Annotated in this window: 10 protein-coding genes; 5 read left to right on the top strand and 5 right to left on the bottom strand. The window is 70.7% G+C overall.

The window, feature by feature from the left end; translation table 11 throughout:
- Positions 1 to 269: 269 nt before the first annotated feature.
- A complete protein-coding gene (purD, locus tag AB0M36_RS20110; RefSeq protein WP_364159542.1) occupies positions 270 to 1,511 on the bottom strand; it encodes a phosphoribosylamine--glycine ligase in 1,242 nt (413 codons plus the stop codon).
- A 227-nt stretch (positions 1,512 to 1,738) separates the two neighbouring features.
- Between purD and AB0M36_RS20105 the strand changes: the two genes are divergently transcribed.
- From AB0M36_RS20105 to AB0M36_RS20095, 3 genes are all read left to right on the top strand, one after another.
- Complete coding sequence (locus tag AB0M36_RS20105) at positions 1,739 to 3,031, top strand: adenylosuccinate synthase (RefSeq protein WP_364159540.1); 1,293 nt, start codon at positions 1,739 to 1,741, stop codon at positions 3,029 to 3,031.
- A gap of 234 nt (positions 3,032 to 3,265) precedes the next feature.
- Complete coding sequence (locus AB0M36_RS20100; protein WP_364159669.1) at positions 3,266 to 4,171, top strand: hypothetical protein; 906 nt, start codon at positions 3,266 to 3,268, stop codon at positions 4,169 to 4,171.
- Between the two features lie 745 nt (positions 4,172 to 4,916).
- Positions 4,917 to 6,881 carry a chromosome partitioning protein gene (locus AB0M36_RS20095; protein ID WP_364159538.1) on the top strand — a complete coding sequence of 655 codons (1,965 nt, stop codon included), beginning with the start codon at positions 4,917 to 4,919 and terminating at the stop codon, positions 6,879 to 6,881.
- A gap of 62 nt (positions 6,882 to 6,943) precedes the next feature.
- Here AB0M36_RS20095 and AB0M36_RS20090 read toward each other — a convergent pair whose 3' ends face one another.
- Entirely contained in the window at positions 6,944 to 7,366 is a 423-nt protein-coding gene (locus AB0M36_RS20090) for a DUF3151 domain-containing protein (RefSeq protein ID WP_364159536.1), read from the bottom strand.
- A gap of 15 nt (positions 7,367 to 7,381) precedes the next feature.
- A complete protein-coding gene (locus tag AB0M36_RS20085) occupies positions 7,382 to 8,371 on the bottom strand; it encodes an ADP-ribosylglycohydrolase family protein (RefSeq protein ID WP_364159534.1) in 990 nt (329 codons plus the stop codon).
- Positions 8,372 to 8,389: 18 nt separating this feature from the next.
- Here AB0M36_RS20085 and AB0M36_RS20080 point away from each other — a divergent pair, with 18 nt between their 5' ends.
- Complete coding sequence (locus AB0M36_RS20080) at positions 8,390 to 9,568, top strand: hypothetical protein (RefSeq protein ID WP_364159532.1); 1,179 nt, start codon at positions 8,390 to 8,392, stop codon at positions 9,566 to 9,568.
- A 318-nt stretch (positions 9,569 to 9,886) separates the two neighbouring features.
- On the opposite strand, the gene AB0M36_RS20075 is transcribed toward AB0M36_RS20080, so the two are convergent.
- Both AB0M36_RS20075 and fbaA read right to left on the bottom strand, forming a co-directional pair.
- Positions 9,887 to 10,417, bottom strand: a complete 531-nt coding sequence (locus tag AB0M36_RS20075; protein ID WP_364159530.1) for a hypothetical protein — start codon at positions 10,415 to 10,417, stop codon at positions 9,887 to 9,889.
- A gap of 102 nt (positions 10,418 to 10,519) precedes the next feature.
- Entirely contained in the window at positions 10,520 to 11,545 is a 1,026-nt protein-coding gene (gene fbaA / locus AB0M36_RS20070; protein WP_364159528.1) for a class II fructose-bisphosphate aldolase, read from the bottom strand.
- Positions 11,546 to 11,705: 160 nt separating this feature from the next.
- Between fbaA and AB0M36_RS20065 the strand changes: the two genes are divergently transcribed.
- The gene (locus AB0M36_RS20065) at positions 11,706 to 11,879 is read left to right on the top strand and encodes a hypothetical protein (RefSeq protein ID WP_364159526.1); all 174 of its coding nucleotides are present in this window, start codon (positions 11,706 to 11,708) and stop codon (positions 11,877 to 11,879) included.
- The last annotated feature ends 3 nt before the right edge of the window (positions 11,880 to 11,882 follow it).

Raw genomic sequence — 11,882 nt, 5'->3', positions numbered from 1 at the left:
CGTGGCGACGCGCCCTCCGAGGCGACGCGCCCTCCGAGGCGACGCGCCCTCCGAGGCGACGCGCCCTCCGAGGCGACGCGCCCTCCGAGGCGACGCGCTCTGCGGGTCGGCGCGCTCTGCGGGTCGGCGCGCCCTGCGCGGCGGCGCGCCCTCCGGGGCAGCCCCTTCTCCGGGGCGGCTCACTCTCCGGGGCAGCCCCTTCTCCGGGGCGGCTCACTCTCCGGGGAAGCCCCTTCTCCGGGGCGGTTCGCTCTTGGAGGCGGCGGTGATCACATCGTGATGCGCCCCTCCACCGCGGCGAGGGCGATGTCCGTGCGGTGGTGGGAGCCGTCCAGCGTGATGCCGTCCACCAGCTCGTAGGCCGCCTCGCGGGCGTTGGCGAGGTCGGCGCCCGTCGCCGTCACGCTGAGGACGCGACCGCCGGACGACACCAGAGCGCCGTCCTGCCGGCGTGCCGTCCCCGCGTGGATGACACCGGAGAGCTCGCCGCCCTCGATCACATCTCCGACGCGCGGAGTTCCCGGGTAGTTGTGGCTGGCCACCACGACCGTCACCGCGGCGCCCTCGTGCCAGCTCAGCGGCGGGAAGTCGGCCAGCGTGCCGGTCGCCGCGGCGTGCAGCAGCCCACCGAGTGGGGACGCCAGGAGTGCGAGCACGACCTGGGTCTCCGGGTCGCCGAAGCGCGCGTTGAACTCGATGACCTTCGGGCCCTTGCCCGTCAGCGCCAGCCCCACATAGAGCAGGCCCGCGAACGGCGTGCCTCGCTTGCGCATCTCGGCGAGCGTCGGCGTCACCGTCTCGACCATCACCCGCTCGACCAGGTCGGCCGGGGCCCAGGTCAGCGGGGCATAGGCCCCCATGCCGCCCGTGTTCGGCCCGGTGTCGCCGTCGCCGACCCGCTTGAAGTCCTGCGCGGGCATCAGCGGCACCGCCGCCGTCCCGTCGGTGACCACGAACAACGAGACCTCGGGACCGTCCAGGAACTCCTCTATGACCACCCGGCCACAGTCGGTGGCGTGCTGTTGCGCCGCGGCGAGAGAGTCGGTGACCACGACGCCCTTGCCGGCGGCCAGTCCGTCGTTCTTCACCACATAGGGCGGACCGAACTCCGCCAGGGCCGCGGCGGCCTCCTCGGCCGAGACACAGGTGTGGGAAAGGCCGGTCGGGACCCCGGCCGCGGCCATGACGTCCTTGGCGAACGCCTTGGAGCCCTCCAGCTGAGCCGCGGCCGCGCTCGGGCCGAAGCACGCGATGCCCTTGGCCCGCACGGCGTCGGCAACGCCCGCCACCAGCGGCGCTTCGGGGCCGATCACGACCAGGTCGGCGGCGACCTCGACGGCCAACTCCGCGACCGCCCCAGGGTCGGTAGCCATGACGTCACGCACTGTTGCCATCGAGGCGATGCCCGGGTTGCCCGGGGCCGCGATGAGCTCCTCCACCGAGGGGTCAGCAGCGAGGCCGAGGGCTAGGGCATGCTCACGCCCGCCAGATCCGATCAGAAGTACTCGCACGCCGCAGATCCTACGGGCCGCTGAGGATCTCGCTCGCGGTCGTCCACAGCTCCACAGTGCACGCGCAGCGACAGTGGGCTAACCCCCTGTGGATAACTTCCACAGGCTGTGGATAACCGGCCCGGCCTGTGGACAACCCGGCGGCGACCGAGGGCCGGGTCGCGTAAACTTCGGCAGTACCCGGGCCTCTCCGTGTACGACGTGTTTCAACGGAAGGCGTCAGTCAAGTGCCGGTGATCGTGTTGGTCGGCGCCCAGTGGGGCGACGAGGGCAAGGGCAAGGCGACGGACCTGCTGGGCGACCGGCTGGACTACGTGGTCAAGTTCAACGGCGGCAACAACGCCGGTCACACCGTGGTGATCAAGGGCGAGAAGTACGCCCTGCATCTGCTCCCCAGCGGCATCCTCACCCCGGACGTGATCCCGGTGATCGGCAACGGCGTGGTGGTCGACCTCGCCGTGCTGTTCCAGGAGATCGACGGGCTCGAGGCGCGCGGCATCGACACGTCACGGCTGCGGATCAGCGCCAACGCCCACGTCATCGCGTCGTACAACCGCTCCCTCGACAAGGTCAGCGAACGCTTCCTCGGAGCGCGGCGGATCGGCACCACCGGCCGAGGCATCGGACCCACCTACGCGGACAAGATGAACCGCCTTGGCGTCCGCATCCAGGACCTCTTCGACGAGTCGATCCTGCGGCAGAAGGTCGAGGCGGCCCTGTCGTTCAAGAACCAGGTGCTGTCGAAGATCTACAACCGCAGCGCCATCAAGCCGGAGGAGGTCATCGCCGAGCTCCTGTCGTACACGGAACGGCTTCGGCCGATGGTCGGCGACACCGCGCTGGAGCTGTCCCAGGCTCTTGACGCCGGCAAGGTCGTGCTCTGCGAGGCGGGCCAGGCGACGCTGCTCGACGTCGACCACGGCACCTATCCGTTCGTGACCAGCTCCAACGCCACCGCCGGAGGCGCCTGCACCGGCTCCGGCATCCCGCCCACCCGGGTCGACCGGGTCGTCGCGGTGCTCAAGGCCTTCACCAGCCGCGTCGGCGAGGGCCCGTTCCCCACCGAGCTCCACGACGCGACCGGCGACTATCTGCGCGACGTCGGCCACGAGTACGGCACCACCACCGGCCGCCCGCGCCGAATCGGCTGGCTCGACCTGGTGATGGGTCGGTATGCCCAGCGCATCAACGGGGTCACCGACTTCGTGCTGACCAAGTTGGACAATTACGACGGACTGGACGAGATCCCGGTCTGCGTCGCCTACGAGGTCAACGGCGTGCGCCACGACGAGATGCCGGTGAGCCAGTCCGACTTCCACCACGCCGTACCCATCTACGAGACGCTGCCGGGCTGGAAGAAGGACATCAGCGGCGCCCGCCACTTCGACGACCTGCCGGAAAACGCCCAGCGCTTCGTGGAATTCGTGGAGGCTCGGATCGGCGCTCGCGTCTCCGTCGTGGGCGTCGGCCCGGGTCGCGAAGAGGTCATCGAGCGCCACTCGGTGCTGAGCGGGGCCTGACCCGTGTACGACGTGATTCTGCTCAGCCTCTCCGAGGGCGGCGGCTCCACCGCCGGCGCCTGCGGTGCGGCCTGCGGCGGCTGCGGCCCGGCCGAGTCGAAAAACGGCCCGGCCGGAAGCGAAAGCGGCCTGGCCGGGAGCGAAAGCGGCCTGGCCGGGAGCGAAAGCGGCCTGGCCGGGAGCGAAAGCGGCCTGGCCGGGAGCGAAAGCGGCCCGGCCGGGAGCGAAAGCGGCCTGACCGGGGGTGGAAACGGATCGACCGGTGCGGGGGCGTGCGAGACCCCTCGGGTGCCGGTGCTCAAGTGCGCGGATGCGCTCGTCGAGGCCGGCGCGCGGGTCGAGACGGTCGTCGCCACCTCTGACGCGGACATCGACGCCGTGATCGCACGCTTCGATGCCGCGCCCCGGCCCGACGGGCTTGCCTGGCCCGACCCGGACACCAAGGTCCGGCTCGTCGTCGCGACGGCCACCGACGGTCAGCTCCGGGCCGTCGTGCGCCGGCTGGTTCGGCGGTACGCCCCACCGCCCAGCAAGCGCCCCGCCGACCTGGCGGACAACCGTACGGTGCCGGACCTGCCGCCCGTGGCGATCCTGCCGCTTGACGCGAATCACACCGGTGACCTGGCCGCCCAGCTGGGCCTTCCCCGCGAGCCCGCCGAGGTGGCGGCGGCGGTGCTCGGCGGCCGCGTGCGCCGCCTCGACCTGCTGCGCAACGACGGCGGATCGGTCACTGTGGACGGCGCCCTCGTCGGCGGCGTCGACGATGCCGGGCGGGCGATCCCGTGGCGCGGGCGCGTGGAGGTCGACGACACGGTGTTGACCGACGGCGGCGAAGGCGTCCTTGCATGTGCAATCGGTAACGGTGCCGGATACGCAGAGTTCGACGGGCTCCAGTTGCTCGCCGAGGGCGACCCGACCGACGGCCGGGTCGAGGTCGCAGTGGCCGTCCCAATTGTGGTCAAGCAGCGCTTCAAACGGCCGAAAGTACGGGTGGAAGTGCGTCGCGCGCGCGGCCGGGCGGTCGCCGTCCTGCCCCGCGACGGCGAACTCCAGTTCCTCGACGACGGTGTGGCCGGAAGCATGAACCGGAAACGCTCGTGGTGGACCGAACCCGGAGCTTGGGCGGTGTACGCGGCCTGAGCCTCTGTGCGAGTCTGGGATAGCACGCAGGTACTAAACCGCACTACTGGAGGTCGCATCCGTGGAGGACGAGAACGCCGAACGCGTCTACGTCCCGGGCACGAACGGCTCGCCGCCCGACCGGGATGTCGAACCCTTCTGGCCGGCGGAAGAGCTGAGCGCCCCCGTGCACGGCGGCAGGCCGGTGCCGCACGACGCGCCCCCGGCTTTCCCGCTCCCCCAGGCCCCGACGCCGCCTCTCGTGTCGCAGCCGCCGCTGACCTCGGGCCCACCTCCTGCGTCGGTGCCGCCGCCTCTGGCCGCATCAGCGCCTCGGGCCTCCGAGCCACCTCTGAGCTCAACCGCGCCTCGGGCCTCCGAGCCACCTCCGAGCTCGACCGCGCCTCGGGCCTCCGAGCCACCTCTGACTTCTTCAGCGCCACCTGCTGCCTCGGTGCCACCTTTGGCGCGGACACACGCCGTGAACTCCCCCTGGGCTCAACCGCCACAGCGAACCTTTCCCCAGGCCACGGGAGACGACCCAGTTCCCACGCGGACGCCCTACCAGGCAACCTTTGGCACCGGACAGAGCGCACCCGCGACCGGGCTAAGCACACCCGCATCCGCACCGAGCACGCCCGTAACCGGACCAAGCACGCCCGTGTCCGCACCGAACGCATCCGCGACCGGGCCGACAACACCCGCGACCGGGCCGACCACACCCGCGACCGCGCCAGGCACACCTACGGCCGGGCCAAGCTCACCCATGGCCGGGCCGAGCACACCCCTATCCGCACCGAGCACACCCGCTGCCGGCCCGAGCACGCCCGTGTCCGGACCGAGCGCACCCGTGTCCGGACCGAGCGCACCCGTGTCCGCGGCGGGCACACCCGTGCCTGAGGCACGCATCTTCTATCCGACAGCCGCGCCACGGCAGAACGCCGAGGACGACGACGGCGCTGAGCCGAAGAGCATCGGAGTGGTCTACCGCCCTGGACCGGTGACCGCGGAACCCGGACGAAGCGACGCAGACCGACCGCGGGTCCCTCATCAGCCAGTTCCGCACGCTCCCGGCCCCCTGGCATCCCACCCAACCCAGGTGAGTCCGGCATTTCCGACTTCGCCTGGTCTTGCCTCGTCGGGCCCGGCGCCCGTGACCCCGCCTAGCCTCCCGTCGCCGGACTCCGGATCACACTTGGCCACCCCGCCGGCCTTCGGACCGCATCAGGGACCCCCGCCCGCGCCTTACCCAGGCACCCCGTCGCCCCACGCCCACCCCGGTCAGCCCCACACGCACCCGGCTCAGGCAAGCACGAACCCAGGTCAAGCCGGCGCGCACCCAGGTCCAGCGAGCACGCACCCCGGTCAACCCAACGCGCGCCCGGGTCAACCCAGCGCGCACCCAGGTCCAGCAAGCGCGCGCCCGGGTCAAGCAAGTACCCACCCTGGTCAAGCGAGCACGCACCCGGGTGAAGCCAGCACGCAACCCAGCAACCAGCCCGGCGCCCTCCACGGCCAGCCCACCGCACACCCAGGCCAGCCCACGGCACACCCCGGACAGCCCGGACACCCCGCACAGCCCGGACAGCCCGGACAGCCCGGACAGCCCGGACAGCCCGGACACCATCCCAACACCCCGACCTCATCGCACCCCGGATCACCCGCGCCCTGGCCCGCCGACGGCCAGCCGCCGATGGGTCCGTACCCGCCTGCCCTCGTACCCCCGCAGCGAAGCGCGCCGCCCCCACAAAGCCCGCCCCCGGTCGACCCGTACCAGCAGCTGCCGTGGGTTTCCGACGGCACACCGACCGCCGAGGAGTTCGCGCGGCGACGGTTGGCGAAGCCGGCCGAGCCGGTGGCGACCATGGGCGCGCGGGCGATGGTGCAGAAGGGCACGATGGGCCTGGTGCGGCTTGCGCCCGGCAAGCGTGAGCAGGAGTACAAGCAGGACGTCGAGATGGTCCGGCGCAACTTCGGCGGCCTGCGGCAGGTGACCGTCGTCAATCCGAAGGGCGGTGCCGGCAAGACCGTCGCCGTGCTGCTGCTGGCCATGACCTTCGGGCAGAAGCGCGGCGGCTACGTGCTGGCCTGGGACAACAACGAGACCCAGGGCACCCTCGGCATGCGGGCACAGCAGGACTTCCACGCCCGTACGGTGCGCGACATGATGCGGGATCTGCACATGTTCCGCGGGTCGCACGGCCGGGTCGGTGACCTGTCGCAGTATGTGCGGGCGCAGGGCGAGGGCATGTTCGACGTGCTGGCGTCCGACGAGTCCGCGACGGCGGGCGAGATGCTCACCGCCAGTGCGTTCGCGGAGATCCGGGAGATCGTCAGCCGGTTCTACAAGCTGATCTTCGTGGATACCGGTAACAACGTGCGCGCGCAGAACTGGCAGGCGGCGATGGACGCCACCGACCAGCTGGTGATCACGATGTCGGCCCGTAACGACTCGGCGGAGACCGCCGCGCGGATGCTCGATCATCTGGAGCAGAGTGGGCGGCAGCGGCTGGTCCGGCAGGCGGTGAGCGTGGTGACCATGCCGCCCACCCGCAAGGACATCGACCTGCCCGCGATTCAGCGCCACTTCGCGGCCCGGACGCGGGCGGTGCTGTTGGCGCCTTACGAGAAGCTGATCGACTCGGGTGAGCCGCTGCGTTACGGCCACCTGTCCAACGGCACCCGCGACTCGTGGCTGAAGATCGCCGCCGCGGTCGCGGAAGGGCTGTAAGCCCCGACAACCTAGGCGCGGACGTTAGGCCGAAACATTCGGCCTAACGTCCACACGGGAAATCAGGAGAGGGCGTCGGCGGCGGCCGGGTCGCTGTCGCGCAGGAACTCGGCGCACCGGGCAGCCTCATCCGCCTCGCCGATCTCCGCCGCCGCCAGCGACAGGCTGTGCAGACAGCGCAGAAACCCTTGGTTGGGCCCATGCGACCACGGCACCGGACCGTGCCCCTTCCAGCCGCTGCGACGCAGCGAGTCGAGACCTCGGTGATAACCGGTACGGGCATACGCATACGCGGTCACCGGCTGCTTGTCCGCCAGGGCGTTCTGGGCCAGCGCCGCCCATCCCCCGCTATACGCCGGGAACCGCGCCGCCACCTCCTTGTATGCCTCGTCGGTGCCGGTCTTCGCCGCGTTGGCCAGCGCCGCGTCGGCGGCTTCGTCGGCGGGCAGGCGCGTGGCCGGGGGCTCGGGAAGGAGATTCTGCATGGCCCTATTCAACACTCAGTCCCAGGCGTCGCCGAGCGCGCGTAGCCGGTCCGCGTATTCGATCCGGTGTTGCCATTCGTCCGGCCATGCCGCCATCCCGAGTGCCGCGCCCGCGAAGGCTCCCGCGAGGCAGGCGATCGAGTCCGAGTCGCCGGAGGAGGCGGCGCCCCGGCCGAGCACCGACACCGGTTCCTCCGGGGAGATCAGATAGCAGTACAAAGCCGTGGCCAGCGCTTCCTCGGCCACCCAGCCCTCGCCGGTCGCGAGGCACGGGTCTCCGCCGGTGTCGTCGCGCCGCAGGGCGGATTCCACCCGTTCGAGGGCGGCGTCCGTTTCGTCCCAGCCGCGAGCGATGAATTGCACCGGGTTGTCCACGGCCGGCCGCTGCCAGAGATCGCCGAGCCAATCCTCGCGATAGATCCCGCGCTGGGCGGTGCATCGGTCTCGCAGGGCGGAGACCAGCTCTCGTGGATCAAGACCGTCGGCAAGCCACCGTACGGTGAAAGCGGTCAGCTCACTCGCCGCCAGCCCGGTCGCATGCCCATGGGTGAGCCCGGCCTGCAGCTGCGCGGCGCCGGCCCGCTGGTCCTCGGTCAGCCCCGGCGCCAGGCCCAGCGGCGTGACCCGCATGTTCGCGCCGCATCCCTTCGAGTGAAGTTGGGAGGCGCGCTGCCACGGCCGGCCGTCGGACAGGTCGGCGCAGGCACGCAGGCAGGTCATTCCGGGCGCTCGGTTGTTGTCGGGGCTCGCCGCCCAGTCGAGGAAGGCGCGGCGCAGCACGGGTTCGTAGGCCTCGGGGGTGAGCGTGCCCGCCACGACCAGCGCTTCTCCCACCGCAAGCGCCATCTGCGTGTCGTCGGTCACCAGGGCCGGATCGCCCTCGAGGTCGCGGGGGCCGCCGGGGCCGTGGCGCGCGACGATCGACTCGTACCCCTGGAATTCGGTCGGTTTTCCCAGCGCGTCCCCGTAGGCCAGGCCGAACAATGATCCTGAGGCGTTTCGCACGGTGGCTACCCTACTGAAATGTTCGGGGATCTCTCTCACCCATTTGACGCCACCGAGTTCGAGGTGGAGTCGCGCGCCGAGTTCGACGTTCATGTCGCCAAGCGATCGCTGGCGGGGTTGATCGTTCTCGGGGTGCGGCTCGATCTCGACGTTCCGGACCTGACCGACGTCGACGTGTCCGGCACGCTGTTCGTGGGCTGCAAGCTGGCGTCCGCCGAGGTGGAGGTAGATCTGATCCGGCGGGGCGCGCATCTGATCCCGCCGTTCGATGCCCGGCCGTACCCGACGCATCCGGCGCTGCTCTACACGCCCGAGGATCTCTCCTTCGGGTTCGCCGAGGACGGGTTCGCCGGGATGTTCGATACCCGCGTCTACCAACACTTTCTCGATCACGGTGGCGCGGCGCCGGACCTGCGGGAGGCGATCTCGCAGCGGCTGCACGACGCCGGTGTCGACAACGCGCTCGGTAAGGCGCTCGCCGCGTGGATCGACGCGCATGGCGCCCGGGGCGCGGTCGGCATCATGGGCGGGCATGCGGAACCGCGCGGCTCCGCGGCGTACCGGATGGCCGCGACGCTGTCCCACCGCCTGGCCGCGGCGGGCCGCCTGATCGTGACCGGTGGCGGGCCGGGTGTGATGGAGGCGGCCAACCTGGGCGCGTACTTCGCGACCCGAACCGATGCCGACCTGTCCGTGGCGATCGACCGGCTCGCGCCCACCCCGGATTTCCGGGATCACGACCCGTTCACGGCGGCCGCCCTCGCCGTCCGGGCGGAGTTTCCCGCGCCGGCCGCCGTCGCGGGCGATGTGGTCGGGCGGCTCACCCACGGCGGTCTGGCGCTGCCCACCTGGCTGTACGGTCACGAGCCGGCGAACCTCTTCGCGGGCCAGATCGGCAAGTACTTCTCCAACGCCGTCCGCGAGGACTCCATCCTGCGGCTGTCCCGGGGTGGGATCGTGTTCGCGCCGGGCTGGGCGGGCACCGTGCAGGAGGTGTTCCAGGCCGCGACGAAGACCTTCTACCGTACGGATGGCCCGTCCGGCGCCTTCGTCTTCCTGGGCGTGGCGCACTGGGCGCAGCTGCCGGTGGAAGCCCTGCTGAGGCCGCTGCTGGCGAGGTCACCGCACGGCGATCAATCGCATCTGCTCGTGGTGACGGACTCGCTGGACGAGGCGATGGCCGCCCTCGAGGCGTAGCCGCAAGGCGCGGTGGCGCCGGTAACTCACACTGCGGCCATGGAGATTGTGTTCTTGCTTCTGGTGGGGCTGCTCCTGATGGGGAGCCTGGCTCTCATCTCGTCCCGGCGCGAGCGCAGGTCGAGGCGGTCCGTGCGCTCTGACGGCTGGAGCGGCAGCAGCCATGGCGGCGTCTGGCCCTATCCACCCAATGACGTCAGCTCGTCGGGCGACAGCGGCGGTTTTTGGGGCGGCAGCGACAGCGGGAGCTCCTGGGGCGACAGCGGAGGCGGAGGCGGAGGGGACGGCGGCGGAGGCGGAGGCGGCGGGAGCTGACGGTCAGGCGACGCGGACCCGACGCCAGCTGTGGACCGGCAGTTCCATCTCGGGTACGCCGGTCAGGCCGTTCTCGTCCATCGCGTTGTAGACCGCGAGCCGCGCGCCCTCGAAGAGGAACTCGACCGCGTGCAGAACGCGGGGCCGCCACTGCGCGACGGTGGTGCGCTCCACGATGTTGACCTCGCGGAGGATCCGACCCCTGGCGTGACGCAGGGCCGCGTGCGGGTCGGCCCGCCAGTCGAGCTGGATGCCGGTCGCGTACCAGTCGATGGGTGCGCTCATGTCCACCTGGTTCCAGGTGATGGCGCACTCGTCGAACTTGCGGTGGGTGATCTCCACATTGGTGCCGCCGAAGGCCAGGATCACCGGCCCGTCGGCGAACCAGCCCCGCTCCGAGAGGTCCCACATCAGCCACCCGTGCAGCAGTTTGCGGCCGATGAGCTGCGAAAACCGTCCTCGGTGGACGGCGGCGAGGGCACCGGCGTCGTAATGCCACTCCGGTTCGTACCCCTCGATGCCGAGCAAGATCACCGCCTCCGTGAGCCGAGGACGACGATCGTACCCACGCCCGCGCGGGACCCCGCAACACGACAGTGGCCGGCCCCACGTACGGGGACCGGCCACGGTGAGTCGTTACTTCGCGAGGGTGGTGCCCGTCGAACGCAGGTGCTCGCACGCCTCGACGACGCGCTTGGCGAGGCCGTTCTCGGCCAGCTTGCCCCAGGCGCGCGGGTCGTACTGCTTCTTGTTGCCGACCTCGCCGTCGACCTTGAGGACGCCCTCGTAGTTGCGCATCATGTGGTCGGCTACCGGACGGGTGAACGCGTACTGCGTGTCGGTGTCGATGTTCATCTTCACCACGCCGTAGTCGAGGGCGCCGTGGATCTCCGAGAGCAGCGAGCCGGAGCCGCCGTGGAAGACCAGGTCGAACGGCTTCTCCTTGCCGTACTTGGCGCCGACGGCCTCCTGGATCTCCTTGAGGATCTCCGGGCGGAGCTTGACGTTGCCCGGCTTGTAGACGCCGTGCACGTTGCCGAAGGTCAGGGCCGTCATGTAGCGGCCCTTCTCGCCGAGGCCGAGGGCGGCGGCGGTGGCCAGGCCGTCCTCGACGGTCGAGTAGAGCTTGTCGTCGATCGCGGCGGAGACGCCGTCCTCCTCGCCGCCGACCACGCCGACCTCGATCTCGAGGATGATGTGCGCGGCCGCCGACAGTGCCAGCAACTCCTCGGCGATCTGCAGGTTCTCGTCGAGCGGCACGGCCGAGCCGTCCCACATGTGCGACTGGAAGAGCGGGGCCTTGCCGTTGTCGACGCGCTCCTTGCTGATGGCCAGCAGCGGGCGTACGTATTTGTCGAGCTTGTCCTTGGGGCAGTGGTCGGTGTGCAGCGCGATGTTGACCGGGTAGTGCTTGGCCACCTCGGTCGCGAACTCGGCGAGGGCGACCGCACCCGTGACCATGTTCTTCACCGTGGGGCCCGAGACGTACTCGGCGCCACCGGTGGAGATCTGGATGATGCCGTCGCTGCCCGCCTCCGCGAAGCCCTGCAGGGCGGCGTTGAGGGTCTGCGAGGAAGTCACGTTGATCGCGGGGTACGCGAATGCGCCGGTCTTGGCGCGGTCGAGCATCTCGGCGTAGACCTCAGGGGAAGCGATGGGCATCGGGTGCGCTCCTTGATCTGCTGACGGGAGTGGGCCTCCAGCAGGCAGTATCGCGCAGCGGGGCAGGCGGAGGAAATCGCGTCCGGAGTTTACGTACCGTGGTCGCGGGGGACGCGGCACCATTGACAGTGCCGGGAACGCCGAATTGGGAGGCAAGGCGATGACGTACCCGAACGACGCGAGCCTGGAGACGCCGGAGGCGGATGCGGTGGAGCAGGCCACCGAGGCGGTGCCGGGCCGCTTCGACAGCGAGGACACCGAAGTGGCCGCCGGCGGCGAGTGGAACGGCAGTGAGCAGGACCGAATCGTCGAACTGGAGGACGACTACCGCTGAACC

Source organism: Actinoplanes sp. NPDC051346 (assembly GCF_040682215.1).
Lineage (GTDB): Bacteria > Actinomycetota > Actinomycetes > Mycobacteriales > Micromonosporaceae > Actinoplanes.
The sequence above is the reverse complement of the archived record's forward strand: the minus strand, read 5'-3'. Positions and strand labels throughout refer to the sequence as shown.